This is a genomic window from Pseudomonas aylmerensis, from assembly GCF_001702265.1.
In the GTDB taxonomy this organism is placed as follows: Bacteria; Pseudomonadota; Gammaproteobacteria; order Pseudomonadales; family Pseudomonadaceae; genus Aquipseudomonas; species Aquipseudomonas aylmerensis.
The window spans coordinates 1-25,302 of record NZ_MAUE01000041.1; the positions used below are offsets into that span (position 1 = coordinate 1).

General features: G+C 61.8%; 22 protein-coding genes and 1 pseudogene. 4 read left to right on the top strand and 19 right to left on the bottom strand.

Features of this window, described 5'->3' with window-relative positions; genetic code table 11:
• Window positions 1-426 precede the first annotated feature (426 nt).
• From BBG20_RS24585 to BBG20_RS33645, 3 genes and pseudogenes are all read right to left on the bottom strand, one after another.
• Complete coding sequence (locus BBG20_RS24585) at window positions 427-1,047, bottom strand: LysE family translocator (protein WP_065908058.1); 621 nt, start codon at window positions 1,045-1,047, stop codon at window positions 427-429.
• A 464-nt stretch (window positions 1,048-1,511) separates the two neighbouring features.
• Complete coding sequence (locus BBG20_RS24590; RefSeq protein WP_450091346.1) at window positions 1,512-2,546, bottom strand: methyl-accepting chemotaxis protein; 1,035 nt, start codon at window positions 2,544-2,546, stop codon at window positions 1,512-1,514.
• A 264-nt stretch (window positions 2,547-2,810) separates the two neighbouring features.
• Window positions 2,811-3,077: pseudogene (locus BBG20_RS33645) on the bottom strand (PAS domain-containing protein); the annotation flags it as partial.
• A 163-nt stretch (window positions 3,078-3,240) separates the two neighbouring features.
• Between BBG20_RS33645 and BBG20_RS24595 the strand changes: the two are divergent.
• Window positions 3,241-5,439: an OsmC domain/YcaO domain-containing protein gene (locus BBG20_RS24595; RefSeq protein ID WP_065908062.1), complete on the top strand. Its 2,199-nt coding sequence runs from the start codon at window positions 3,241-3,243 to the stop codon at window positions 5,437-5,439.
• Window positions 5,440-5,509: 70 nt separating this feature from the next.
• Here BBG20_RS24595 and BBG20_RS24600 read toward each other — a convergent pair whose 3' ends face one another.
• On the bottom strand, window positions 5,510-6,676 hold the full coding sequence (locus BBG20_RS24600; RefSeq protein ID WP_065908064.1) for a cystathionine gamma-synthase: 1,167 nt from the start codon (window positions 6,674-6,676) through the stop codon (window positions 5,510-5,512).
• A complete protein-coding gene (locus BBG20_RS24605) occupies window positions 6,673-8,049 on the bottom strand; it encodes a pyridoxal-phosphate dependent enzyme (RefSeq protein ID WP_065908066.1) in 1,377 nt (458 codons plus the stop codon). The genes BBG20_RS24600 and BBG20_RS24605 overlap by 4 nt, the downstream gene beginning before the upstream one ends.
• Before the next feature lie 243 nt (window positions 8,050-8,292).
• Between BBG20_RS24605 and atzF the strand changes: the two genes are divergently transcribed.
• Both atzF and BBG20_RS24615 read left to right on the top strand, forming a co-directional pair.
• Window positions 8,293-10,089 (top strand): allophanate hydrolase, encoded by a 1,797-nt coding sequence (gene atzF, locus BBG20_RS24610; protein ID WP_065908069.1) that lies wholly within the window; start codon window positions 8,293-8,295, stop codon window positions 10,087-10,089.
• Between the two features lie 2 nt (window positions 10,090-10,091).
• Window positions 10,092-10,787 carry a GntR family transcriptional regulator gene (locus BBG20_RS24615; protein WP_065908070.1) on the top strand — a complete coding sequence of 232 codons (696 nt, stop codon included), beginning with the start codon at window positions 10,092-10,094 and terminating at the stop codon, window positions 10,785-10,787.
• 367 nt (window positions 10,788-11,154) lie between these two features.
• Here BBG20_RS24615 and dapA read toward each other — a convergent pair whose 3' ends face one another.
• The 11 genes from dapA to BBG20_RS24670 all read right to left on the bottom strand — a co-directional run bounded on the left by dapA (window position 11,155) and on the right by BBG20_RS24670 (window position 21,981).
• Window positions 11,155-12,018, bottom strand: a complete 864-nt coding sequence (gene dapA / locus BBG20_RS24620; RefSeq protein ID WP_065908071.1) for a 4-hydroxy-tetrahydrodipicolinate synthase — start codon at window positions 12,016-12,018, stop codon at window positions 11,155-11,157.
• Window positions 12,019-12,325: 307 nt separating this feature from the next.
• Window positions 12,326-13,711: a hypothetical protein gene (locus BBG20_RS24625; RefSeq protein ID WP_065908072.1), complete on the bottom strand. Its 1,386-nt coding sequence runs from the start codon at window positions 13,709-13,711 to the stop codon at window positions 12,326-12,328.
• 111 nt (window positions 13,712-13,822) lie between these two features.
• Window positions 13,823-14,302, bottom strand: coding sequence for a VOC family protein (locus BBG20_RS24630; RefSeq protein ID WP_065908073.1), 480 nt, complete (start codon window positions 14,300-14,302; stop codon window positions 13,823-13,825).
• Between the two features lie 33 nt (window positions 14,303-14,335).
• On the bottom strand, window positions 14,336-14,728 hold the full coding sequence (locus BBG20_RS24635; protein WP_065908075.1) for an ester cyclase: 393 nt from the start codon (window positions 14,726-14,728) through the stop codon (window positions 14,336-14,338).
• Between the two features lie 15 nt (window positions 14,729-14,743).
• Window positions 14,744-15,463: an SDR family NAD(P)-dependent oxidoreductase gene (locus tag BBG20_RS24640; protein ID WP_065908077.1), complete on the bottom strand. Its 720-nt coding sequence runs from the start codon at window positions 15,461-15,463 to the stop codon at window positions 14,744-14,746.
• A gap of 42 nt (window positions 15,464-15,505) precedes the next feature.
• Entirely contained in the window at window positions 15,506-16,126 is a 621-nt protein-coding gene (locus BBG20_RS24645) for a LysE family translocator (RefSeq protein ID WP_065908079.1), read from the bottom strand.
• A gap of 87 nt (window positions 16,127-16,213) precedes the next feature.
• Entirely contained in the window at window positions 16,214-16,723 is a 510-nt protein-coding gene (locus tag BBG20_RS24650; protein WP_065908080.1) for a flavin reductase family protein, read from the bottom strand.
• 157 nt (window positions 16,724-16,880) lie between these two features.
• Entirely contained in the window at window positions 16,881-17,912 is a 1,032-nt protein-coding gene (locus BBG20_RS24655; RefSeq protein ID WP_065908082.1) for a methionine synthase, read from the bottom strand.
• A gap of 25 nt (window positions 17,913-17,937) precedes the next feature.
• Window positions 17,938-18,921, bottom strand: coding sequence for a DUF1852 domain-containing protein (locus BBG20_RS24660; protein ID WP_065908084.1), 984 nt, complete (start codon window positions 18,919-18,921; stop codon window positions 17,938-17,940).
• Between the two features lie 521 nt (window positions 18,922-19,442).
• Window positions 19,443-20,780: an MFS transporter gene (locus BBG20_RS24665; protein WP_065908086.1), complete on the bottom strand. Its 1,338-nt coding sequence runs from the start codon at window positions 20,778-20,780 to the stop codon at window positions 19,443-19,445.
• A 247-nt stretch (window positions 20,781-21,027) separates the two neighbouring features.
• Window positions 21,028-21,981 (bottom strand): EamA family transporter, encoded by a 954-nt coding sequence (locus tag BBG20_RS24670; protein ID WP_065908088.1) that lies wholly within the window; start codon window positions 21,979-21,981, stop codon window positions 21,028-21,030.
• Between the two features lie 183 nt (window positions 21,982-22,164).
• Between BBG20_RS24670 and BBG20_RS24675 the strand changes: the two genes are divergently transcribed.
• The gene (locus tag BBG20_RS24675; RefSeq protein ID WP_065908089.1) at window positions 22,165-22,713 is read left to right on the top strand and encodes a P-loop NTPase family protein; all 549 of its coding nucleotides are present in this window, start codon (window positions 22,165-22,167) and stop codon (window positions 22,711-22,713) included.
• A gap of 186 nt (window positions 22,714-22,899) precedes the next feature.
• Here BBG20_RS24675 and BBG20_RS24680 read toward each other — a convergent pair whose 3' ends face one another.
• From BBG20_RS24680 to pdxR, 3 genes are all read right to left on the bottom strand, one after another.
• On the bottom strand, window positions 22,900-23,358 hold the full coding sequence (locus BBG20_RS24680; RefSeq protein ID WP_065908094.1) for a hypothetical protein: 459 nt from the start codon (window positions 23,356-23,358) through the stop codon (window positions 22,900-22,902).
• A 61-nt stretch (window positions 23,359-23,419) separates the two neighbouring features.
• Window positions 23,420-23,776 carry a VOC family protein gene (locus BBG20_RS24685; RefSeq protein WP_065908096.1) on the bottom strand — a complete coding sequence of 119 codons (357 nt, stop codon included), beginning with the start codon at window positions 23,774-23,776 and terminating at the stop codon, window positions 23,420-23,422.
• A 21-nt stretch (window positions 23,777-23,797) separates the two neighbouring features.
• On the bottom strand, window positions 23,798-25,276 hold the full coding sequence (pdxR, locus tag BBG20_RS24690; RefSeq protein WP_065908098.1) for a MocR-like pyridoxine biosynthesis transcription factor PdxR: 1,479 nt from the start codon (window positions 25,274-25,276) through the stop codon (window positions 23,798-23,800).
• Between the last annotated feature and the right edge of the window lie 26 nt (window positions 25,277-25,302).

Genomic DNA, 25,302 nt, shown 5'->3' on the forward strand with positions numbered 1-25,302 from the left:
AGCAGCCTTGAGTCACACCCCATAATCCGCCGCCCCAAAGATCAAATGTGGGAGCCGTCGAGCCCAAGCGAGGCCGCGAAGGCGGCGGCATTGCCAATGAATTTAGTGCCTGACCCACCGCTTTCGCGGCCTCGCCGGGGCTCGACGGCTCCCACAGGGGATCGGCGGTGTTGGCCTCGATACGGGTCTACCGCAAGCAGCCTTGAGTCACACCCCATAATCCGCCGCCCCAAAAACCAAATGTGGGAGCCGTCGAGCCCCAGCGAGGCCGCGAAGGCGGCGGCATTGCCAATGAATTTAGTGCCTGACACACCGCTTTCGCGGCCTCGCCAGGGCTCGACGGCTCCCACAAGGGGGGGGGGGCTCTGTCTCACCCTGAGGAATTCAGTCATGTTGGCGTTGCGCGTGGTTCGGATAGCCAATTGCTCAGCGCCTGCTGAACGCCAGCCGCGCGGCAAACAACACGAAGATCACGCCGGTGGTGCGGTCCATCCACTGGATGACTTGCTCGCGGCGCAGAAAGCCGGACAGTTGCTGCGTGGCGCCGATCAGCACCAGCGACCACAGCAGCCCGAGCACCACGTGGATGCTCACCAGGCCGAATGTCCAGGCGATCAGCGAATGCCCTTGCGGAATGAATTGCGGCAGGAAGGACACGTAGAAAATTCCCACCTTGGGGTTCAGCACATTCCCCAGCATGCCCTTGATAAACCAGTTGCCGACGGGCTTCGCTTCGGGCGAAGCCGGCGCCAGTGAGCGACGTGGACGCAGCAGCATGTTCAAGCCCAGCCAGGCCAGATAGGCAGCGCCACAGTACTTGAGCAGGTTGAATGCCACCTCGGACACCGCAATCAACGCGCCCAGGCCGAAGGCCACCGCCGCGCCCCACAGCAGGCAACCGGCGTTGATCCCCAGGGTGGCCTGCAGCGCCTGGCGTTTGCCTTCTACCGTGGCGGTCCGCAGCACCAGTGCGGTGTCGAGCCCGGGCGTGAGCGTCAGCAGGGTGGCGGCGAAGGTAAAGGCGATGAGGTTATCGGCAATGGACATGGCGAGGGGCTTCATGAGGGCGCGTGGGTGGACGTTACCTCAAGCAGGTCCAGGTCGCAAAGGCGTGGGTAGCTTATGGGGGATAGAGTTGCTGGGGTGGGGGGCTTGTCGAATCGTCGCACTGCTCGAGTTGGGCTGCGCAGGGGCCGTAATCAAGCAGAATGTGCAATGTCAGGCGAGGGTATTGGGGCTGCTGCGCAGCCCAACGCGGGCGGTGCGACGATTCGACAAGCCCGCTCGCCACAGGGGGCGCCTTTGCTACAGGAGGGTCCTTTACCACAGAGGGCGCCTTTGCCACAGGAAGGTCCTTTGCCACAGGGGGCGCCTCTGCCACAGGAAGGTCGTTTACCACAGAGGGCGCCTTGCCATAGGAAGAACCTTTGCCATAGGAGGGTCCTTTGCCCAGGGCTTCCTATGTCACAGGAATGTCCTATGCCACAGGAAGCCCGCCCACCCCATCGCACTCAGCGGTTGAAGCGTTCAACCAAGGCGTATTGGGTGGACGCGGTATGGGTCAGTTCCTTGCTCAGGTCCGTGGATTGATGGGCTTGGATCGAGGTCTGGTCGGCCAGTTCGGCGATGGTGGTGATGTTGCGGCTGATCTCCTCGGCGACCGCGCTTTGTTCCTCGGTCGCGGCGGCGATCTGGGTGGTCATGTCGGTGATATGCGACACCGCTTCGCTGATGCCCACCAGTGCCTGGTCCGCTTCCAGCACCCAGGCCACGCCTTCCTCGGCCTGGCGCTGGCCGTGTTGCATGCTTTGCACGGCATTGTTGGAAGATGCCTGCAACTGAGTGATCAACGCGTGGATCTGGGTGGTTGATTGCGTGGTGCGCTGGGCCAACTGGCGTACTTCGTCGGCCACCACCGCGAAACCACGGCCCATGTCGCCGGCGCGCGCGGCCTCGATCGCGGCGTTGAGCGCGAGCAGGTTGGTTTGGTCGGCGATGCCCTTGATCACATCCACCACGCTGCCGATTTCGTCACTGTCCTTGGCCAACTGCGCCACGGTGACGCCCGTCTCGCCGACCACGGCAGACAGGCGCTCGATGGCTTCGCGGGTATCGCGTGCCACTTCGCGGCCACGCCCGGTCAGCACGTTGGCTTGCTGGGTGGCATCGGCGGTGCGTTGCACGTGGCTGGCGACTTCCTGGGTGGTCGCGGCCATCTGGTTGACGGCGGCCGAGACCTGCTCGGTTTCGACGCGTTGACGGTCCAGGCCGTTGGAGCTGGCCGTGGCCAATCGATCGGATTGGCCGGCGAGGGCGCTGAGTTGTTCGGCGCTGTCCTGCAGGCGGGTCAGGCACGTCTTCAGGCGTGCAGTCTGGCTGAGAAACGCGGTTTCCAAACGGGCTTGAGGCCCGCGTGCGTCACTGTACATCTGCGCGATCAAGGCATCCGAGGTCGACGGCTCGACACCCGCCAGCAGGCGCAAAGTGCTGCCCTGGCGAACGCGCGAGCACAGCACACCCACGGGCACTGCGACCGCCACGGCCACCGCGATAGCCAGCGGTGCACTGAGGAACAACCCGGCAACGCTGCCGGCAACGGCGGTCGCCACATAGGGCACGCAGCTCAAGGCCGCCGGCAGCCACGCATCCTGGCGCGGCACGCCTGGCTTGCCTTGGCTGATACGCCGGTACAGCGCCTCGGCGCGACGGATTTCATCGGCGCTGGGTTTGACCCGCACCGACTCGAAACCGACCACATTGGCACCTTCGAAGATGGGGGTGACATAGGCGTTGACCCAATAATGGTCGCCATTTTTCGCACGGTTCTTGACGATGCCCATCCAGGGCAGGCCTTGCTTGAGCGCGCTCCACATGTGCGCGAACACGGCGGGGGGGACATCGGGGTGACGCACGATGTTTTGCGGCGCGCCGATCAGGTCGGCGCGGTTGAATCCGCTGATGGCGACAAAGGCATCGTTGCAGTAAGTGATCACACCCCGGACATCGGTGGCGGAGATGAGTTTTTGCGAAGACGCGAGTGAAATCTCGCGTTGTGTAACAGGCTGGTTGTTGCGCATTCCGACTACTCCCTGGTTGCACTCAGTCCATCGGCGCCAACTGCCAAAAGGTTAATGCACATTCGACAATTCGCCAGCCACTGGTCAAAAGCCTGAAACTTCCCGGTGAAACACTTCATAATGGCGGCCATTTTTATATAGCCCGTTATTCTGGTGTGCCCGCATGGAAATCAAGGTCAACTTTCTCGACAATCTCCGACTTGAAGCCAAGTTCGATGATTTCACGGTCATTGCCGACCAGCCTATTCGCTACAAGGGCGATGGCTCGGCGCCGGGGCCTTTCGATTACTTCCTGGCGTCATCGGCGTTGTGCGCGGCGTACTTCGTGAAGTTGTATTGCCAGACGCGCAATATCCCCACCGACAATATTCGCCTGTCGCAGAACAACATCGTCGACCCGGAAAACCGCTATAACCAGATCTTCAAGATCCAGGTTGAATTACCCGCCGATATTTCCGACAAAGATCGCCAGGGCATCCTGCGTTCCATCGACCGTTGCACCGTGAAGAAAGTCGTGCAGGCCGGTCCCGAGTTTGTGATCGAAGAAGTCGACAACCTCGACGCCGACGCCCAGGCGTTGTTGATGCCTGGCGTGGGCACCGAAGCCGGCACCTATATCGCCGGCAAGGACCTGCCGCTGGAGCAGACCATCGCCAACATGTCGGCGATCCTCGCCGGCCTGGGGATGAAGATCGAGATCGCGTCGTGGCGCAATATCGTGCCCAACGTTTGGTCGCTGCATATCCGCGATGCGCATTCGCCGATGTGCTTCACCAATGGCAAGGGCGCGACCAAAGAGGGCGCACTGGCCTCGGCGCTGGGCGAATTCATCGAGCGGCTCAACTGCAACTTCTTCTACAACGACCAGTTCTGGGGCGAAGAGCTGGCCAACGCGCCATTCGTGCATTACCCGGACGAACGCTGGTTCCAGCCGGGTCGCAAGGATGAGCTGCCGAGCGAAATCCTCGATGCCTACTGCCTCAAGATCTACAACCGCGACGGCGAGTTGCGCGGCTCGCACCTGTACGACACCAACTCCGGCAATGAAGAACGCGGCATCGTTTCGCTGCCCTTCGTGCGCCAGTCGGACGGCGAAGTGGTGTACTTCCCCTCCAACCTGATCGAAAACCTCTACCTCAGCAACGGCATGAGCGCCGGCAACACCCTGGCCGAAGCCCAGGTGCAGTGCCTGTCGGAGATCTTCGAGCGCGCGGTGAAACGCGAAATCATCGAAGGCGAATTCGCCCTGCCGGATGTGCCGGCCGAGGTGCTGGCCAAATACCCGAGCATCCTCGCCGGTATCCAGGGCCTGGAAGCCCAGGGCTTCCCCGTACTGGTCAAGGACGCGTCCCTGGGCGGTGAATTTCCGGTGATGTGCGTGACCCTGATGAACCCGCGCACCGGCGGCGTATTCGCCTCGTTCGGCGCACACCCGAGCCTGGAAGTCGCGCTGGAGCGCAGCCTCACCGAGCTGCTCCAGGGCCGCAGTTTCGAAGGCTTGAACGATCTGCCCCAGCCGACTTTCGAAGGCCACGCAGTGACCGAGCCGAACAACTTCGTCGAACACTTCATCGATTCCAGCGGCGTGGTCTCGTGGCGCTTCTTCAGTGCCCAGTCGGACTACGAATTCGTCGAGTGGGACTTCTCCGGCCAGGGGGAAAACTCCAACGCCGAAGAAGCCGCGACGCTGTTCGGCATTCTGGAAGGTATGGGCAAAGAGTCCTACATGGCGGTGTACGAACACCTCGGCGCCACGGCCTGCCGCATCCTGGTGCCGGACTACTCGGAAATCTACCCGGTGGATGACCTGATCTGGGACAACACCAACAAGGCGCTGTTTTTCCGCGCCGATATCCTCAACTTGCACAGCCTCGACGACGAGGCGCTGCAGGCACTGGCCGAGCGCCTGGTGGAAAGCGAGCTGGACGACTACACCGACATCACCACCTTGATCGGCATCGAGTTCGACGACAACACCGCGTGGGGCCAACTGACCATTCTGGAGCTGAAGCTGCTGATCTACCTCGCCCTCAAGCAGTACGAAGAGGCCAAGGAGTGCGTGGAGATGTTCCTGCAGTACAACGACAACACCGTCGAACGCGGGCTGTTCTACCAGGCAGTGAACGCGGTGCTGGAGATGGAACTGGACGAAGACCTGGAGCTGGCGGATTACGAAGCCAACTTCCGCCGCATGTTTGGCAATGAGCGAATGGACGCGGTGATCGGCTCGGTCGAGGGCAGCGTGCGCTTCTACGGGCTGACGCCCACCAGCATGAAGCTGGAAGGGCTGGACCGGCATCTGCGCCTGATCGACAGCTACAAGAAACTGCACAGCGCACGGGCCAATGTAACGTCAAGCTGATGGACTTATGTGGGAGCTTGGTCGGCGATTGCATCGCCGGCCAAGCTCCCACAAAGGCCCGTTTCTTCGGTTAGATCTGCGCCAACGCCTGGGCCAGGTCGGCGCGCAAATCCTCCACATCCTCGACCCCCATTGACAACCGTACCAACCCATCGCCGATCCCCAACTGCGCGCGCGTGGCGGCGGGGATGCTGGCGTGGGTCATGATCGCCGGGTGCTCGATCAGGCTCTCAACGCCGCCGAGGCTTTCGGCCAGGGCGAAGATCTTGACGTTCTCCAGGAAGCGCGTGGCGCCCGCCAGGTCGCTGTTGAGGTCCACCGAGATCATCCCGCCAAACCCCCGCATCTGTTTGCGCGCCAGTTCATGCTGGGGGTGGGACGTGAGCCCCGGATAGTACACCCGCGCCACTTGCGGTTGCTGTTCCAGCCAGGTGGCGAGGTCGAGGGCGTTGCTGCAATGGCGTTCCATGCGCAGCGCCAGGGTTTTCACGCCGCGCAGGGTCAGGAAGGCGTCGAAGGGGCCGGCGATGGCGCCGACCGAGTTCTGCAGGAAGCCCAGGCGTTCGGCGAGCGCGGGGTTGTCGCCGACGATGGCAATGCCGCCGATCACGTCGGAGTGGCCATTGAGGTATTTGGTGGTGGAGTGCACCACCACATCAAAGCCCAGCTCCAGCGGGCGCTGGATCCAGGGGCTGGCGAAGGTGTTGTCGGCCACGCAGATGATGTCGCGGTCGCGGCAGATACGTGCGATGGCGCTGAGGTCGGTGAGGCTCAGCAGCGGGTTGCTCGGGGTTTCGACCCAGACCATGCGCGTGTCGTCCTGCAACGAGGCTTCGAAAGCCGACAGGTCACTCAGGTCGACAAAGCTGAAGCGGTGCCCGGCGCTGCGTTGGCGCACTTTGTCGAATAAACGGAAGGTACCGCCGTACAAGTCATTGCCGGAGACGATATGAGCGCCGGCGTCGAGCAGTTCCAGCACGGTGGAAATCGCCGCCAGCCCGGACGCAAAGGCAAACGCCTGGCTGCCGCCTTCGAGGTCGGCGACGCAGCGTTCCAGGGCAAAGCGCGTGGGGTTGTGGGAGCGGCCATAGTCGAAGCCCTTGTGTACACCGGGGCTGTCTTGCAGGTAGGTGGAGTTGGCGTAGATCGGCGGCATCAGCGCGCCCGTGGTCGGGTCGGGTGATTGCCCGGCGTGGATCACGCGGGTGGCAAATGCACTTTTATCGGGCTGACTCATACAAGGGATCTCCGCAGGTGGTTAAGCAGGTCGACGCGCGTGATCAGGCCGTGGAAGCCCGAGGCGTCGGCGATTATGGCGACCAGGCCGCGATCCAGTTCCGCCTGCAGTTCGGCGAGGCTGGCGCTGGGGGCCAGGGTCTGCAGGTGATCGGTCATGGCGCTGGCGACGACCATGGAAAAATCTGCCGCGTCGTGATGCAGGCCGAGCAGGATGTCGGACTCGTCGATAACGCCGACCAGCGTCTGGCCGTCGACCAGTACCGGCAGTTGCGAGACATCCGCCAGGCGCATGCGCTGGAAGGCGGTGAGCAGGGTGTCGTCGGGGCTCACGCTGATCACGCGGCCATCTTCGAAGCGCCGCGCGATCAGGTCGCGCAGGTCGCCGTAGTGTTTGTATTGCAACAAGCCGGCGTCGTTCATCCACTGGTCGTTGTAGACCTTCGACAGGTAGCGCGTGCCGGTGTCGCACACAAAGGTCACCACGCGCTTGGGTTCGATCTGTTCGCGGCAATAGCGCAGGGCGGCGGCGAGCAGGGTGCCGGTGGAGGAACCGCCGAGAATACCCTCGGCCTTGAGCAGTTGGCGCGCGTGGTCGAAGCTTTCTTCATCGCTGATGGAGAAGGCGTGGCGCACGCTGGAGAGGTCGGCAATCGAGGGGATGAAGTCTTCGCCGATGCCTTCCACGGCCCAGGAACCGGGAGTTTCCAGCTGGCCGCTGCGGCTGTATTCGGCCATCACCGAGCCCACCGGGTCGGCCAGGACCATTTCCAGTTCCGGTTGGACGCGCTTGAAGAAGCGGGTCAGGCCGGTGAGGGTGCCGGCCGAGCCGACGCCCACCACGATTGCGTCGACATCATGCTGGGTCTGCGCCCAGATTTCCGGCGCGGTGCTGGTTTCGTGGGCCAGGGGGTTGGCCGGGTTGTTGAACTGGTCGGCAAAGAATGAACCGGGAATATCCTTGGCCAGGCGCGCGGCCACGTCCTGGTAGTACTCGGGGTGGCCCTTGCCCACGTCGGAGCGGGTGATATGCACTTCGGCGCCCATGGCCTTGAGGTGCAGCACCTTTTCCGTGGACATCTTGTCGGGCACCACCAGCACCACCCGATAGCCCTTCGCCCGGCCGACCAACGCCAGGCCCAGGCCAGTGTTGCCGGCGGTGGCTTCGATAATGGTGCCACCTTCGCGCAGGCGGCCGTCGCGTTCGGCGGCGTCGATCATGGCCAGGCCGATGCGGTCCTTGATGGAGCCACCGGGGTTCTGTGATTCAAGTTTGAGAAAGAGTGTGCAGGGGCCGGTATCGAAACGGCTGACCCGAACCAGCGGCGTATTGCCGATCAGCTCGAGGACGGCGGGGCGGGAAAGCGTGGGCATGTCTTCACCTGATTGCGAATGGGATGGACAGCAAAATGCACGGCATGGCTTGGAACATAGGCCGGTATCGGGCGGGTCGCAACCGCGCGGTCCGCTGAATGTCTTTTTTTGGCGCATGGGCGATGGGTGGGTGCGCTATCAGCGGGCAGGGTTTGAGTGCATGCCCGCGCATTCATTGGGTTTCGAGGTTGGCCTGGGGTTTGCTTCCACTTATCCAAACTTGGATACAAGATGGAGTTTCCCATGCACAACGCGTTTGGCTGGACCCTCGGCGAGTGGCTTGACGGCTACCGTAGCGGCAGCATCACCCCGGATATTCTGCTGACCCTCGCCGCTGAGTACCCCGGCGATGACAACGCCTGGATCGCCCGTGCGACCCCGGCGCAGCTGACCGAACAACTGGCGCAGTTGAGCGCGCGCCTGGCGGCGGTAGACGGTGATGTCACCCAGCTGGCGCTGTATGGCGTGCCGTTCGCGATCAAGGACAATATCGATGCGGCCGGCTGGGAGACCACGGCGGCCTGTCCCGAATTTGCCTACACGGCGGCGCAGGATGCATCTGTAGTCCAACGGCTGCGCGAAGCCGGCGCGATCCTGATGGGCAAGACCAACCTCGATCAGTTCGCCACGGGCCTGGTGGGCACACGCTCGCCCTACGGCGCGGTGGGCAATAGCTTTGACGCGGATTACGTCAGCGGAGGCTCCAGCTCAGGCTCGGCGTCGGTGGTGGCGCGTGGGCTGGTGGCGTTTTCCCTGGGCACCGACACCGCAGGCTCCGGGCGCGTGCCGGCGGGGTTCAACAATATCGTCGGGTTGAAACCGACCAAGGGCCGCCTGTCCAATACCGGGCTGGTGCCGGCGTGCCGCACCGTGGATTGCATCTCGGTGTTTGCGTTGACCGTCGAATGCGCCGAAAGCGTGCTGCGCGTTGCTGAGGGCTACGATGCCAGCGACGCCTATTCCCGTGTGAACCCGCATACCGCACCGGTCGCGGTGGGGGCGGCGATCAAGCTGGCGATTCCGGCGAGCCTGGAGTTTTTTGGCGATACCCTCAACCAGGCGGTGTTTGAGCACGCGGTGCAAGGCTTCAAGGCCCTGGGCGCGGTGATCACACCGGTGGACTTCAGCGCGTTCAAGGCCCTCGCGGACCAGTTGTATTTCGGCCCGTGGGTCGCCGAGCGTACCGTCGCCCTGGAACGCATGCTGGAGCAGCAACCGGAGGCGATCAACCCCGTGGTGCGCGGCATTGTCGAGAGTGGCCGCCAGTACAGCGCGTGCGACGCCTACAAGGCTGAGTACTTGCGGGCCGAGCTCAGCCGGCGCATCAACGACACGCTGGCGAGTTTCGACGCGTTGCTGGTGCCCACGTCGCCAACGCTTCGCACCCAGGCGGAAATGGCCCAGGAGCCGGTGCGCTACAACTCGCAGTTCGGCTATTACACCAACTTCACTAACCTCGCCGACCTGTCGGCCCTGGCGCTCCCGGCGGGCCTGCGCAGCGATGGGTTGCCCAGCGGCATCACCTTGCTGGCACCGGCCTGGCACGACACGGCCTTGGCCCACCTGGGCAAACGCTGGCAGGCCAGCCTGGACCTGCCCTTGGGTGCCACCGAACGTTATTTGCCCGCGCCGGCCACCGCGCTGCAGGCGCCTGGCAGCGTGCGGGTGGCGGTAGTGGGCGCGCACCTGACCGGCATGCCGCTGAACGTGCAGCTGACCTCGCGCAACGCGGTGTTGGTAGAGCAAACCCTGACGGCCGACAACTATCGGCTCTATGCCCTGCCGGGCACCGTGCCGCCCAAGCCTGGGCTGGCCAGGGCAGACAGCGGGCGTGCGATTGTTGTCGAGCTGTGGGACCTGCCGATTGCGCGCTTCGGTGAATTCGTCGCCGAGATCCCGGCGCCCTTGGGAATCGGCAATCTGCTGCTGGCGGATGGGCGCAGCGTCAAAGGTTTTATCTGCGAGCCCTGGGCCCTGGCCGACGCCCTCGACATCACCGAGTTTGGCGGCTGGCGCGCCTTTATTGCGAGCCGGGGGTAGGCATGCAACTGGCGACGATGACAACCGCCAAGCCACGGCCGCACAGCCTGGCTGAACAGGTCTATGCGCAGCTCAAGGCGGATATTTTCGAGTTCCGCCTGCTGCCGGGCGATCGCTTCAGCGAAGGTGACGTGGCCATGCGCATGCAGGCCAGCCGTACCCCGGTGCGCCAGGCGCTTTATCGCCTGGAGAAGGAAGGGTACGTGCAGGTGTATTTTCGCAGCGGCTGGCAGGTCAAGCCGTTCGACTTCGCGTATTTCGAAGAGCTGTATGACGTGCGCATTGTGCTGGAACTGGCAGCGGTCAGCCGCTTGTGCGCGATGGACGAACCGAGCCCTGTATTGCAGGCCTTGCAGGCGACCTGGCAGGTAGAAGCCGGGGAGCGTCTGCAGGACACCCAGGCCGTCTCGGCGCTGGATGAGCGTTTTCATTGTGACCTGGTGCACGCCACGGGCAATGGCGAAATGGCGCGTATGCATTACGCCATTACGGAAAAAATCCGCATCATCCGCCGGCTCGACTTTACCCAGGCGTCACGCATTGCGGCGACGTACGAGGAGCACGGGCAAATCCTCGCGGCCATCCTGCAACGCCAGACCGATCAGGCGCAGCACCTGCTCAAGCGCCATATTGAACTGAGTAAACAGGCCGTGCGCGAGATCACGCTGCACAGGTTGCATATGGCGAGGCAGGGTTGAGGTTCTGAATCAGGCTGAGCTGTTGTGGCAAGTGGGCGGATTGTGGCAAGTGAGTTTTTGGTGGCAAGCAGGCTTTGTTGTGGTGAGCGCGCTTGTTGTGGCGAGCGGGCTTGCCCCGCGTTGGGCTGCGAAGCAGCCCCAGTCCGCCAGATGCGGTGTGTCAGGCAATTCTCGGTGGATGGTTTTGGGGCTGCTGCGCAGCCCAACGCGCAAGCCCGCTCACCACAAAAAAGCCTGCGCACCACAACAAAGCCGGTTCACCAGAAAAAAAAGCCTGCTCACCACAAAAAAGTCGGTTCACCACAAAAAAAAGCCCGCTCACCAGAAAAATGCGGGCCCTGGCAACAAGAGGCCTGTTTATCAGCGCTTATGCGCGAACCCCTGGAAGCTCACGCAACCGTGTCACCACCGCCTCGCTGGCCCGTTGCATCGGGGCGCGCAGCTCGTCGCTGATCAAACCTTCGAGGGCCAGCGCTGCCTTCACCGGTGCCGGGTTGGGCTCCATGAACATCGTATTGATCAACGGCACCAATTCCAAAAACGTCGCCCGGGCCTCGGTCAGTTGGTTATCGTGCACCTGCTGACACAGCGCCACAAACTCTGCGGTACGCACATGCGCCGATGCCGCAATCGCACCGCTGGCACCCAGGCACAGCGCATTGAAGATCTGGATATCCTCGCCGCACAACACATCCACCGCACCACTGGCCAGCAGCGCCAGGGTGGTGTCCAGGTTGCCGCCGCAATCCTTGATCGCCACGATGCGTTCGTGCGCAACGATGTTGAGCAAGGTCGCCTGCTCGAAGGTCACGCCGGTGCGGTAGGGAATGTCGTAGAGAATGATCGGCGCGCTGGACGCGTCGGCCACTGTGCGAAAGAACGCTTCAAGGCCGGCCTGGGACGGGCGGATGTAGCTCGGCGCGGGCACCAGCAGGCCAGCCACCGGGCGCTTGAGGACCTCGCCCTGGAACTGCAGCAGTTCACCCTGGTTATTGCCCGCCAGGCCCATTACCACGCGGTGCGCCGGCACCCATTGCAACACCGCATCGAGCACGGCCAGTTGTTCCGCACGGCTCAGCGACGCCGCTTCGCCGGTGGTGGTACACACCATGATTCCGGCTACGTGCTGTTCCAGCAGGTGGTTGACCAGTCGGTGCAGGCCGATGAAATCGATGGCGCCGTCATGGAACGGCGTGACTACGGGAACCCAGATACCTTGAAACGAGGACATGCATTTTCTCCTGATGATTGACCGCTTGAGTCACCGTCAGAAGGGCATGGGGAATTGTGCAAAGGGGAGGGAGTCCGTCGCGCTCAATGTCCTGTCAGCTCATCTGACGGGACAGCGCGCCCCGGTCACATGAGCGACTGTTTCTTCGATTTGAGGGCGTGCGCAACGCAACCTTGCGCCTTGGCAATCAAGCCAATGACGGAAAGGTTAACGGCGGACATTGCGGACATTGACTGACACACCCTGAATAAGGCCTCCATCTTCATGGAATATTACAGGGTGTGTCAACGATGTTTATTCGGCGCTGTTATTCGAATCGATCGATGCGCGAATCGGAGTAGAAAAACTCATTCTTGTCCGTGCTGGACTCGTGGAAATACGCATAGTCGGTCAGGTAGAACAGGTGGTTGACGCGGTTGTACTTGTCGTCGTCGGTACGGCACGACAAGGCCTTGGCGCTGCCCAGCAGCTTGGGATTGAGTTCACTCGCCGGCAATTCGCGCTCGACCACGCAACGCGTGACCTGTTGCTTGTTGTAGCTGCCGAGCAAGCTGTTGAGGGTCGAGCGGTTGATCTGGTAGACCACCGTGTCGCCGACCGGCAGTTCCTTCCAGTTACCGGTGAGGCTCAGCTGGGTCAGTGTCGAGCTTTCGGCCATGCTCGAGAAGGTCGACTTGGACACCAGTTCGATCAGGTTGCGCCAGCTCACCGACTGCGACTCGTAGCCATCGCCACGCAGGGCGATCGCCTGCTGGCCGCTCGCCGCGTCCTGGCTGATGAACTGCTCGCTGGTCGAATTGCTGGTCTTGCCTTTCATGGTCGAGGTGCCGGTGAAGTGCACGTACTTCAGGGTCCGCGCCGGCTTGTCCTGCTTGAACGGCGCCAACGCGGCGAGGACTTGTGGCTGCACCGAGGTCAAGGCGATGTTGGCCGGCGCTTTCAGGCGCGGCTTGAACACCGGCAGTGCGGCGATTTTCTCTGGGGTGGCGCAGACATGCTTGAACAGCAACTCGTAGTCGTCATTGCTGCCGGCCATCGCGCGCGGCGTCGGGAAGCTGTCGACGCGGCCGTCGCTGACGCGATTGCGTGCGTCCAGGTCATACCCGGCCAGTTCCTTGTAGGTGCCGTTTGCGCAGGACACCGCAAAGTGCTCGCGTTTTTGCGCGTACGGCGCGTCGTAGGGCAGGTCGTTGAGTACCGTGGGGTTATCGAACGCCGCCCAGAAGCGGGTTTCACCCTGCACGGTCTTGACGCTGGCGGCGTCGATCAGCACCCAGTTATCGCGATCGTCGCTCTTGACCAGGCGCCAGTCAGGCTTGGGCGTCTCGGCACAGGCACGCACGAAGGTCGGGTTGGCGGCCAACTTTGCATACAGGTCGGCGGACAGCTCGCGCGCTTTGCTGTAGCGCCCGGCTTTCAGCGGATAGACACGCTGCGAGCCGTCGATGTACAGCAGGTACAGTTGTGGCGACGAGCACGCGGCTTCGAACTGCATGGTAGGGCGCATGCCGGTTTTGAATTCGGGCATCAGCACTTCGAAACTCAGCAGGTCGCCTTCGCGCACGATACTGTTCTCGACCAGCGGTTGGCCCAAGGTAACGGCGAACATTTGGTCGACTCTGTTGGCCTGGGTGGCGCAACCGGACAAGGTGGCGATGCCACCGGCAAGCAATAGGGAAGTTAAAACGCGCACAAGAGCCTCATTGAGTCCATTCGGGGATGTAAGGGTGACGGCAGGGGAGTGTCAATCTTTAAGGTTATCGCATCGGGGCCTCAGGGACCTAACCCCAAGGCCCGCCGTTGCTTAGCCCTTGATGGCGGCTTCAATGGCGGCAATGTCGATTTTGGTCATGGTCATCATCGCGTCGAAGGCACGCTTGGCGATCTTCTGGTCCGGATTGGAGACGGCGGCGGTCAATACCCTCGGCGAGATCTGCCACGACAGCCCCCATTTGTCCTTGCACCAACCACAGACGCTGGCCTGGCCGCCGTTGTCGATGATTGCATTCCAGTACCGGTCGGTTTCCGCCTGATCATCGGTAGCCACCTGAAACGAAAACGCCTCGGAGTGCGTGAAGATCGGGCCGCCATTCAGACCGATGCACGGAATGCCCATCACCGTGAATTCCACGGTCAGCACATCACCCTGCTTGCCGGAAGGGTAGTCGCCGGGTGCCAGGTGCACGGCATCGACCGTGCTGTCCGGGAAGGTGCTGGCATAGAAGCGGGCAGCCTCCTCGGCGGCGCCGTGGTACCAGAGGCAGAGGGTGTTCTTGCTTTTCATGGTCGGTCTCCACAGGTGACGGGTGTATGGAGTCTAGACGCCGAGCTGCGCTTCGATAGCCGCCTTGTCGATCACCGACCATACGTGCGCAAACCGGCCGTCGAGCACTTCATAAAACACGTTTTCATCGAATTTCACCTGCCGGCCATTGATCGGCAGCCCGAAGAATTCGCCCCTGGGCGTGACGTTGAAATTCAGCCGGCTGGCCACCGTGGGCGGGTCGGCGACCAGCAGTTGGATGCGAAATACCAGGTCGGGGATTTCGCGGAAGTCACGCTCCAGCATCGCGCGGTAACCGTCGAGGCCGACCCGTGTGGCGTTGTAGGTCACGTCCGGGTGGACGAAGTCGCCCAGGCGATCCCAGTCCTGCTGGTTGAGGCAGTCAACGTAGCCTCGGTAAAGGTCGGCGAGTTCGTTGCGGGTCATGCGCAGGCTCCTCGGTCAAAAGCGCTCGTCCAGGATCGCCGGCAGGGTGATGTCCTTGACGAAACTGGCGGAAGACAGACTCAGCGTCATGCGCACCACCTGCACCACATCGTGCACGGGGATCGAGTGGCCTTCACCGCGTTGCTCGGCCACCGCACGCGGTGTGCTCAAGGGGTCTTCGGTGTTGAGGTAGCCGAGGTTCAGGCAAGTGACGCCCAGGCGTTGCTGGCGATAGCCTTCACGCAGGGCATCGGCGATACCGCGCAAGGCGAACTTGGAAGCTCCGAAGGCAACCTCAGGCCGGCCACTTTGCGGCAGGCCGGAAGTGGAGCCGGTCAGGATGATGCGTGGATTTTTGCTCTTCAGCAGCACCGGCAACAGCCGCTTGATCAGCAGGATCGTCGAGGTGATGTTGCAATTGACGATGGCTTCCAACTGGTCATCGTCGTCAGCCAGGAACGCGTAAGCCGGGTCAAACGCCAGTGCCTCCCAGATGCCGAGGTTGTAGATCAGCGTGTCCAGGCCGTCATCGGCTATTGCGTCTGCGATGACTTGCGCTGCCTTGGCCGGCTCCGCGAGGTTGGCCTCGACCCAGCGCACCTGCACGCCGGCCCGTTGCTCCAGGTGTCCGGGATGGGAGCGGGACACGCCGATCAGCGTGTCCCCAGGCTCACCAAGCCCCTCGATCAGGGCCTTGCCCAACCCTTTGCTTGCGCCGACCACCATGGTTTTCATTGAGTGTCTCCTTGACTGGGAAATCCGCTGAGGCGAGCAAGCTTACGCCCGACGCGCCATCAACAACACCGTCGCCGCTGCCGACAACAGCCCTGCGCAGCAACGATTGAAGATCCGCTTGCCGCGTGGCTCGGCGAACCAGCGGCGCATATGCAGGCCCATATAGGCGTAGGCGCTGATAGCAATCCATTCGAGCATCAGGAACAACGCACCCAGCAGCGCAAATTGCGGCGTGATCGGCTGCCCCGGCACCACGAACTGCGGGAGGAATGCGGTGAAGATCAAAATTGCCTTCGGATTACCGGCCGCGACCAGAAACTCCTGGCGCGCCAACGCCCACAATCCCACCTTGGCTGCGGTCGATTGCGCCTCTGCCTCGGGATTCGCCCGCCACAGCTGAAACGCCAGGTAGAACAGATACGCCGCGCCCACAATCTTGATCGCGTAGAACAGCAACTCCGAGGTTTGCAGCACCACCGCAAGGCCGGCGGAGGCGAGGGCGATCATGCCGGCGAAGGCCAGCAAGCGGCCGATCCCCGCGAGGCACGAGGTGCGGTAGCCGTAGCGGGTGGAGTTGCTCACGGACAGCAGATTGTTCGGGCCAGGCGCCATGTTCAGGGCGAAGCAGGCGGGGAGGAAAAGGGCGAGGGTGGCGAGGTCCATGGCGGCTCCGGTTCTCGGGTCTGGGGAGAAGGAGGATAACGGCAGTCGGTGCGGTTGAGCCAGCGCAAGGGCGGCCGTCGTAGACGCTCACACCTTGGTGTGCGTGGCGAGGTTGCAATATTGTCCTTTGAAATACAGCAATGGCTGCGTGGCAGCGGTCTCTTGCAGGTTCAACGCTTTCACTTCACCGATGACGATCAGGTGGTCACCTGCGGCGTATTCGGCGTGAATTTCGCAATCAAGCCAGTGCAGGCTGCCGCCAAGGAGCGGATTGCCCAGCGGCGATGCCTGCCATTCGACGCCGTGCCATTTGTCGGTGCCGCGGCGAGCGAACTGGTTGGAAATCGTGACTTGCTCACCGGACAGGATATTCACGGCGAACCGACCCGCCTGGCGGATTCTGGGGTAGCTGGCCGAACTCGACATCACGCTGAAAGACACCAGCGGTGGGCTCACCGACACGCTGTAGAACGACTGGCAAGTGAAGCCAATGGGCTCGCCATCCACGTGTGAGGTAATCACGGTGATACCGGATGCGTAGTGGCCGAGCGCTTCGCGAAAGCTCAATGGCTCGATAGCCATGTTGGCGAGTGACATGGTAGGTCCTGGATAAGGGAGGCAGCTTGATCGTAGTGAGAAAAGCCTGGGGGCGACTGGACGTTTGGCGGGCTGCAGGCTTCAGGGAGTCTTTTTCAGAATCTCCCTGAAGCCTTCAACGGCCTGGATCAGCCAGCCTATGGCTGGAGCCGTGAACTCACGCGTTCAAGAGTTCTCGTCGAACGATTTCTGCGCCTGCACTGAGTGCGTTCAGTTTGCCTCTCGCTACGCGACGCGGTAGGGGCGCCATGCCGCAGTTGGTGCACGGATAGAGCTTGTCGGCATCGACAAACTGCAGGGCTTTGCGCAGGGTGTTGGCGACTTCCTCGGGTGTCTCAATGGTGTCGGTTGCCACGTCGATGGCGCCGACCATCACCTTTTTACCCCGGATGAGTTCAATCAACTCCATCGGCACATGAGAGTTGTGACATTCCAGCGAGATGATGTCGATGCTGGATTTTTGCAGCTTGGGGAAGGCCTCTTCATATTGGCGCCATTCCGAGCCCAGGGTCTTTTTCCAATCGGTATTGGCCTTGATGCCGTAGCCATAGCAAATATGCACAGCGGTTTCGCACTTGAGGCCTTCGATTGCCCTTTCCAGGGTTGCCACGCCCCAATCGTTGACTTCGTCAAAGAAAACGTTAAAAGCCGGCTCGTCGAATTGAATAATGTCGACGCCAGCCGCTTCCAGTTCCCTGGCTTCCTGATTGAGGATTTTGGCGAATTCCCACGCGAGTTTTTCGCGACTCTTGTAGTGGTTGTCATAAAGCGTATCGATCATGGTCATCGGGCCTGGCAACGCCCACTTGATCGGTTGCTGGGTCTGCTGGCGCAGAAACTTGGCATCTTCAACAAACACCGGCTTTTGGCGGCTCACCGCGCCCACCACCGTCGGCACGCTCGCGTCATAACGATCACGAATCCTGACCGTCTCGCGTTTCTCGAAATCTACGCCGCTGAGGTGCTCGATGAACGTCGTGACGAAATGTTGGCGCGTCTGTTCACCGTCACTGACGATGTCAATACCGGCGTGTTGTTGCTCTTGCAGCGCCAAACGCAACGCATCCTGCTTGCCCTCGATCAAGGCCTCATCCTGCAGCTTCCAGGGTGACCACAGTGTCTCCGGTTGTGCGAGCCAGGAGGGTTTCGGCAAACTGCCAGCCGTGGAGGTGGGTAACAATTTTTTCATTCGGGATAACCTTGTATTGGCTGAGTCAAAGCGCGCAGTTGGCGGACCATTGTTCAAGAATGGCGTGGTACGGCTTGATGAAGTTCTCTTCAACAAACTGGCCCTGCTCAATCGCCAGGCGGCTACGTTCCTCACGGTCATAAACAATGCGCGTCAAGGAGTAGTCCTGGTGCTTCAAGCTCGGTTGATAGGACTTTCCGGCTGCAGAGTTCGCGTTGTAGATCTCGGGCCGGTAAATCTTCTGGAACGTGTCCATCGTGCTGATAGTGCTGATAAGTTCAAGGTTGGTGTAATCACCCAGCAGGTCGCCGGAAAAATAAAACGCCAACGGCGCAACACTGTTTGATGGCATGAAATAACGGACTTTTAAACCCATCTTCCTGAAATAGTCATCGGTCAAGGAGTGTTCATCTTGCTGGTATTCAACCCCAAGTACCGGGTGCTGGTTTTCAGTTCGATGATAAGTCTTGGTGTTTGAAACGCTCAGGCATATCACCGGCGGCTTATTGAAGTTGTCCTTGTAGGTGCTGGAATTCACGAAATGCTTGAAGAGCTTGCCGTGCAAGTCTCCGAAATTCTCTGGCGTGCCAAAGGTGGGCTGATGCTTGTTGTGGTCCAGCAGTACCACGCTGAAATCATAGTCGCGCACGTAGGAGGAGAAGTTGTTGCCTACGATGCCGTCGATGCGCTCGTTGGTGTTCAGGTCGACGATGGTGGTTTTCAATACTTCAATCAGCGGAATGGCACGGCCACTGTGTTCGACATCAATGCCCATTTCAACCGAGATGATTTCAAGTTCAACGGTGTAACGATCGCCTTTGGGATTGTCCCAGTGCGCGAGCGCATTGAAGCGATTGTCAATCATCCTTAGTGTATTGCGCAGGTTCTCTTGACGACTCTGGCCCCGGGCCAAGTTGGCGAAATTAGTGGTGATGCGTGTATTTTCCGAGGGGTGATAGTGCTCGTCGAAGCGAAGGCGCTTAAGCGTAAATGTAAACTCGTTGTTCATTTTGATCTGACACCCTGATGCCTGAGATAAAACCCGACGACATGAAGTGCACTGATGAGTGCTATTCCGCCGGCCTGTTGGTTTTGGCTCAGTAGTCTTTATATGATCTGTCTTAGAGGTGTAGTTTAGGCCGGGGGTTAGAGTTAGAGATAATGAATTGATTTCACTGAAGCGTTAGCCCTCCTCATGATGGGGTGGGTGGGTTCAGAGTTGATATCTTCAGTGCCTGACAGGGCCTCTTCGCAGCCTCGCTGGGGCTCGACAACTCCCACAGGGGATTGGGGTTGTTTGTGGGGTTGGGGTTGGCTTGATGATGGGGCGGCGCCTGGGATTTTTCTCATGGGGCGGGATAGTCTGCTGATAAAACGCAAGACCCCTGTGGGAGTTGTCGAGCCCAGGCGAGGCTGCGAAGGCGGACTCACAGTCGACATCTCTATCGGCTGACAGGGCCTCTTCGCAGCCTCGCTGGGGCTCGACAACCCCTACAGGGGATTGGGGTTGTCTGTGGGGTTGGGTTTGGCTTAGCGCGAGAGCAGCGGCGCGGGGGCTTTTTCCTGTGGGCCTACATCATGCAGGGAAATCCGCGAGGTCTCCGGCAGTGCCAGTCCGCCGGCCAGCGCGAGCAATGCCACGGCAATCAGGTAGAACGCCGGTGACAGGTTGCTGCCGGTGGTGCTGATCAGCCAGGTTGCCATCAACGGCGCGGTACCGCCGAAGATCGTGTACGCCATGTTGTAGGTGATCGCCGAAGCGGTGTAGCGCGTGCGGGTCGGGAAGGTCTCCGAGAGCAAGGCGGCGGTGACCACGCCGCACAGCACGGCGCCGACCGCGAGCAACATCACCCCGACCACCGAGGCTGCGAACGAGCCGGAACTGGCCATCAGGAACGACGGATACACCACCACGATCAACAGCGCACAGGCGGTCATCACCGTGACCCGGCGCCCCACCCGGTCGGAGTACAGCCCGGCCAGCGGGCAAATCGCCGCGGCGAAAATCAGCGCAATCAGCGACACCAGCAACGCCATCGCCCGGCTCAGTCCGCCGGCCACTTGCAGATACGTCGCGAAGTAGGTGGTGAACATATAAAACGACAGCGCCGTGAGTGACACAAAAGCGCCCAGGCAGCAGATCGCCGCACCATGGTTGCGCAAGGTTTCCTTGAGCGGGGAGTGGGCTACCGCATGCTCCTGCTTGACGGCCTGGAAGGCGGGCGTCTCATCCAGCTTCCAGCGCAGGTAAAGCCCGACCAGCCCCAGTGGCGCCGCGATCAGGAACGGCAGGCGCCAGCCCCAACTGCCCATCGCTTCGGCGGATAACGACGCCTCCAGGGCGTACGCCACCACGGCGGCGGCAGCGAACGCGGAAAACGTCGACACCGGCACGAAGCTGCCGTACCAGGCGCGCTTGTCACTGGGCGCGTGTTCCATCAGATAGGCGCAGGCCCCGGCGTATTCGCCGCCAGCGGAGAAACCCTGGGCGCAGCGGATCAGCGACAGCAGAATCGGCGCTGCAACGCCGATGGCGGCGTAAGTCGGGAGCAGGCCGATCAAGGTGGTGGCACCGGCCATCAGTAGGATCGTCATGGCCAGCGTGCGTTTGCGCCCGATGCGGTCGCCGAGCATGCCAAAGAACACCCCGCCCAGGGGCCGGAAAGCGAACGCCACGGCGAATACCGCGAAGGTCTTGAGCAGCGCAGCACTGGTGTCGCCGCTGGGGAAGAACTGTTGCGCGATGGTGGTGGCGAGGAAGCCGTAGACGGCGAAGTCGAACCACTCGACGAAGTTACCGATGCCGGCGGCGATGATGACCTTTCGCAGGGTGTGGGGGCTGACCTGTTCGGTGGAGGGGCTCGTCATGGGGGAAGGCCTCGGGATGGGATCGGGGATGCTTGATTATCGGGGGAGGGGCTTACGCGGCGGGGCTCAAAAGAGTCGTCCGCGTAGTCAACAGCGACGTGTCAGGGGAGGAGAAGGCAGGAATTGGGCCAGGTGCAGCGAGGGGACTATCGATGGGCGAAGCTGGATGATGTTGACACGCAGGCGTGACGAAAAAAACGGCCTGTGTCGATCTGAAAACTCACGCCGTTCAAGCCTGCATCAAGCCTTACACGGCCTTGGCGACAGGCTGCGCAGACTTGCGATACGTCAGCAGCACAATCCCGGTTACCACGATGACGCCACCGGCGATCTGCCCGGCGCTGAGCATTTGATCGAGCACGATCCAGCCCATCAGCAGCGTCGCCAGCGGCTCGATGTTCATCACCGGCGCGTTTCGCGGCATATCCAGGCGCGGCACCGAAATGAACAACACGATGAAGCCTGTGCCGTAGAGCACGACCAGTGTGGCGAGTGCCAGCCAGCCGGTGCTGGTTGCCGGCAGGTTCAGGCCGTCGGCGAGGGCACCACTCACGCCGGCAAGGTTGACGCTACTGAACACAATGAAGATCGTCAGCAGACTGCGCACGGAACCGCGTACCTGCGACAACTTGTGGTCGGTGATCCACAGGGCGCAGGCGAATACAAAGGCGGCGCAGAACGCCAGGGTGACACCGAGCAGCCATTGCGGGCCGATCTCTGCGCTGGCTGAGAGGCGCCCGGGAACGTCCAGCACGAACACCAGGCCCACCAGGATCAAACCCATCAGCAGTGCGGTGCGAGCAGTGGGGCGCGGGCCGCCGAATGCCCAGGTGAGCAGCGCGAGCAAAATCGGAAAGACATTCGCCACCAGTAACGCCAGCGCGACCGGCACGCGGGCTACGGCCGAGTACAGGCACAGGCTTTGAGTAGCGATGAGCAGGCCCAGCAGCACTTGCCAGCGCCATGCACCGGGCGGCAGGCGCAGGCTTTGGCGTTGCCATAGCACCAGCACGGCGAGTACCAACAAGGTACCGCCCGAGCGCATCAGAATCGCCAGCAGCACGCCGGCCCCATCATCAAACGCCACGCGAGCGGCAATGTGGTTGCCGGCAAAGGCGCAGCCCATACAGAGCAGAATCAACACGGCGATGTGCCGCGAGAACAGGGCAGGCGTGGTTTGAATGGGGGCAGGCGCAGTCATGATAGGGGCTCGAACAGTGGGCGCCGTCATCGGGGATGGCGATTTATTGTTAGGACGTCGTACAACTTGATGGGGCTTTGTAACGTGTTTGTCGCGAAGGTGCAAGGATGTCGTTTTATTCAATCAGGGTGGATTTAGGCTATCGTGCGGGCCTCGAAATCGATGTGTCTCCAGGGAAGAAAAATGCGCGTTTACATCACCGGTGCCTCGTGCGCGGGCGTGACCACGCTGGGCCAGAACCTCGCAGCGCGGCTGGGCGTGCTCCATGTCGATGTCGATGATTTTTACTGGATGCCCACGGACCCACCGTTCACCACCAAGCGTGCCGCGCCTGAGCGCGTGTCATTGATGCAGCAAAGACTCGGCGACGAAGACTGGGTGCTGACGGGCTCGTGTATGAACTGGGGCGACGAATTGATCACCCAGGTCGAGCTGATCGTCTTCGTGGACACTGCAACGCCAGTCCGCCTTCAACGCCTGGCCGCGCGTGAACAGCAACGCTTTGGCGAGCGGATCGCACCCGGCGGCGACATGCACGCGATCCATGTGGCCTTTCGCGAATGGGCCTCGCAGTACGACGATCCGCACTTTGGCGGCCGCAATCGAGCCTGGCACGCGCGATGGCTGGCCAGTCAAAGCGCTGCGGTGCTGCAGGTTGACGGGACCCACAGCACCGACAGCCTGGTGGCGCAGGTCATTGAGGCGTTGTCGCTGCGCCTGGCCCCGGATTAACGCACGATTGAGTTTCCAGCGGCAGCCACCTCCGCCGTGCGGGCCTGGGAGCGCGTTGCGCGCACGGCGATCACCAGCGCCACGCCGTGAGCACCCGGTGTGACGCATGGCGCTGCAGGCATGCGCGCTCGCTGATAACGTCCGAAATAGCCTGGCAATGCTCGAGCCTTTCGGGGGCCTGGAGCCTTAGTGCATGCCCTTGCTCACCACTTCCCCCGTCGCCGAATCCTCCAGCCAGATCTTCAGCCGATTCAATCCAATGTACTGCGAGCGCGCGATGATCTTCTGCCCGGGTTTTCCCTCGAATTCCAAGTCCGCAAACATGAAGTACCGCGGCAGCCGGTACTCCAGTTGAATTGTGTAGCTGCCCGGCACCAGCACGGCGCGTTGCGGTGAGTCATTTTTGTAGTAGTAGGTCGAGAACGGAATATTGCCGACCTTTTTATCGTTGACCCGGATGATGTTCAGGTCCGGCTGCAGGTCCAGGAAGCTGCGGTTGGGCCTTCCCGCGTAGGTGTCGGTTTCGACGACGGTGTAGCGAGCCTCATCGCGCGGTTCACTGGAATCCACATTCGAGTAGGCCGGCATTTCGGCGCAGCCTTGAAGGCACAAGAGGGTCAAAAACGGCAGGGCAATTTTGCGCATTACAAAACCTGAATCCATGTCAGAAAGTACAGTCGATGATCGATGAGGGGGCGCGGCAGGCTTACTCGTGTGCCGTCCATACGGCCAGTTCATAGCCGTCGGGGTCGGTGAAGTGGAACCTGCTGCCGCCGGGGAAGGCGAAGGTCTGGCGGGTGATGACCGCGCCGAGGGTGTGCAGCCGCTGTTGTGTCTCAGCGAGGTTGTCCGCATACAGGATGATCAAGGGACCACCCGGTCGAACCGGTTCGCCGGTGGTGAAGCCACCGGTGAGGCGGCCGTCGGTGAACTCGGTATAGGTGGGGCCGTAGTCGACGAATGTCCAGCCGAATGCGCCACCGTAAAAGGCTTTGCTGCGTGCAATGTCGCCGACGTTGAACTCGATATTGTCGATTTGTCGGTCTTTACCGCGAACGCTCATGGTCGCCTCCCTGGCAGATATTTAGGGCGGCGAGTGTAACGTATCCGCCGATGCCTGGACCCTATCGATTACGCGGGCAAGTATCTCTATGCCTTCATCGATCTGCTGTGGGGTGAGCCCGGCGTACCCGATGATCAACCCGGCGGGTCGCTCGCACTGCAAAAGGTGCGGCTGCTTAAACAATGGCGACAGCGGGTAGACCCCCACGCCGCGTTCGAGCGCCAGCGCCTGCAACGCGCCTTCAACATGGGCGCGCAGGGCCGGCAGTTGCAAAACGCCGTGCAGCCCGGCGGCCATGCCTTCGAGTCTTGCGCGTCCCGGCAGGTAGCGTTCCACCGCGTCCAGCAAGGCCTTGCGGCGTCCTTCATTGTCCCGGCGCAGGCGGCGCACATGGCGTTCGTAGGCGCCGCTGTCGATCAACGAGGCGAGGACGTTTTGCTCCCAGCGGGCGGAATGGCGATCAGTCAGGCGCTTGGCTTCTCGAAACACCCCGACCAATTCGCGCGGCAGCACCAGGTAGCCCAGGCGCAATTGCGGCGACAAGGCCTTGGAGAAGGTACCGACGTAGATGACGCGCGCCTCGGTGTCCATCGATTGCAGGGCGTCGATAGGGCGCTGGCCGTAGCGGAATTCGCCGCCGTAATCATCTTCAATGACCCACGCGCGATGGCGGCTTGCCCAGTTGAGCAATTCGAGGCGACGCGCGATCGGCAGCACCGCACCCATGGGAAATTGGTGCGACGGCGTGACATAGGCCAGGCGCACGCGGGCGTCGTCGGGCAGGTGTTGTGTCTGCAGGCCGGCGGTGTCGACGGGCAAGGGGAGCGGGGTGGCCCCAGTGGCTTCAAAGCAGTAACGGGCCATCCGGTAGCCCGGGTCTTCGAAGACGAATGCATCGTCGGGGTTGAGCAGCACCCGGGCACACAGGTCGAGCCCCTGTTGGGAACCGTGGACAATGAGGATCTGCTCGGCATCGCAGGCCAGCCCCCTGGCACGGCGCAAGTAGCCTTGCAGCGCACTGCGCAGGTGTTCTTCGCCTTCCGCTTGGCCGTAGGGGCGGCTGGGTTGGCGCTTGTTCAACTCGGCACGATAAGCACGGTGCCAGCCAAGCGCGGGAAAGTCCCGTGAAGCTACCGAGCCATACCTGAAGTCGATACGCGCGGAGGGCGAGGCCATGCTGTAGGGCTTGAGGGCCGCAACGCGCTGGCCATAAAGGGACAGGGCCGGCGGCGGGTGATTGACAGGCGATCTGCCTGGCTGGGTGCGCCCGACCGCAACGGCCGCCACCCTGGCCACCTTGCCCACCGCCGTCACCACGAACCCTTCGGCGGCGAGTTGCTCATAGGCCGCGGTCACCGTGGTGCGCGACACGCCAAGTGTGTCGGCCATCGCACGGGTGGACGGCAGTTGGGTACCCGCGGCCAGTGTGCCGTCCTCAATCTGTGCACGCAGCCTGGCGTAAATGCGGCGTTCCGCTCCGCGTGGCGATAACTGGCCCATGGAAATACCTCAAAACTGGTGCTTTT

Bases quoted from the DNA above. Each gene is read 5' to 3' on its own strand.
- BBG20_RS24585 (WP_065908058.1), bottom strand. From the start codon at position 1,047: ATGTCCATTGCCGATAACCTCATCGCCTTTACCTTCGCCGCCACCCTG.
- BBG20_RS24595 (WP_065908062.1), top strand. From the start codon at position 3,241: ATGGAAATCAAGGTCAACTTTCTCGACAATCTCCGACTTGAAGCCAAG.
- BBG20_RS24600 (WP_065908064.1), bottom strand. From the start codon at position 6,676: ATGAGTCAGCCCGATAAAAGTGCATTTGCCACCCGCGTGATCCACGCC.
- BBG20_RS24605 (WP_065908066.1), bottom strand. From the start codon at position 8,049: ATGCCCACGCTTTCCCGCCCCGCCGTCCTCGAGCTGATCGGCAATACG.
- atzF (WP_065908069.1), top strand. From the start codon at position 8,293: ATGCACAACGCGTTTGGCTGGACCCTCGGCGAGTGGCTTGACGGCTAC.
- BBG20_RS24615 (WP_065908070.1), top strand. From the start codon at position 10,092: ATGCAACTGGCGACGATGACAACCGCCAAGCCACGGCCGCACAGCCTG.
- dapA (WP_065908071.1), bottom strand. From the start codon at position 12,018: ATGTCCTCGTTTCAAGGTATCTGGGTTCCCGTAGTCACGCCGTTCCAT.
- BBG20_RS24630 (WP_065908073.1), bottom strand. From the start codon at position 14,302: ATGAAAAGCAAGAACACCCTCTGCCTCTGGTACCACGGCGCCGCCGAG.
- BBG20_RS24635 (WP_065908075.1), bottom strand. From the start codon at position 14,728: ATGACCCGCAACGAACTCGCCGACCTTTACCGAGGCTACGTTGACTGC.
- BBG20_RS24640 (WP_065908077.1), bottom strand. From the start codon at position 15,463: ATGAAAACCATGGTGGTCGGCGCAAGCAAAGGGTTGGGCAAGGCCCTG.
- BBG20_RS24645 (WP_065908079.1), bottom strand. From the start codon at position 16,126: ATGGACCTCGCCACCCTCGCCCTTTTCCTCCCCGCCTGCTTCGCCCTG.
- BBG20_RS24650 (WP_065908080.1), bottom strand. From the start codon at position 16,723: ATGTCACTCGCCAACATGGCTATCGAGCCATTGAGCTTTCGCGAAGCG.
- BBG20_RS24655 (WP_065908082.1), bottom strand. From the start codon at position 17,912: ATGAAAAAATTGTTACCCACCTCCACGGCTGGCAGTTTGCCGAAACCC.
- BBG20_RS24660 (WP_065908084.1), bottom strand. From the start codon at position 18,921: ATGAACAACGAGTTTACATTTACGCTTAAGCGCCTTCGCTTCGACGAG.
- BBG20_RS24665 (WP_065908086.1), bottom strand. From the start codon at position 20,780: ATGACGAGCCCCTCCACCGAACAGGTCAGCCCCCACACCCTGCGAAAG.
- BBG20_RS24670 (WP_065908088.1), bottom strand. From the start codon at position 21,981: ATGACTGCGCCTGCCCCCATTCAAACCACGCCTGCCCTGTTCTCGCGG.
- BBG20_RS24675 (WP_065908089.1), top strand. From the start codon at position 22,165: ATGCGCGTTTACATCACCGGTGCCTCGTGCGCGGGCGTGACCACGCTG.
- BBG20_RS24680 (WP_065908094.1), bottom strand. From the start codon at position 23,358: ATGCGCAAAATTGCCCTGCCGTTTTTGACCCTCTTGTGCCTTCAAGGC.
- BBG20_RS24685 (WP_065908096.1), bottom strand. From the start codon at position 23,776: ATGAGCGTTCGCGGTAAAGACCGACAAATCGACAATATCGAGTTCAAC.
- pdxR (WP_065908098.1), bottom strand. From the start codon at position 25,276: ATGGGCCAGTTATCGCCACGCGGAGCGGAACGCCGCATTTACGCCAGG.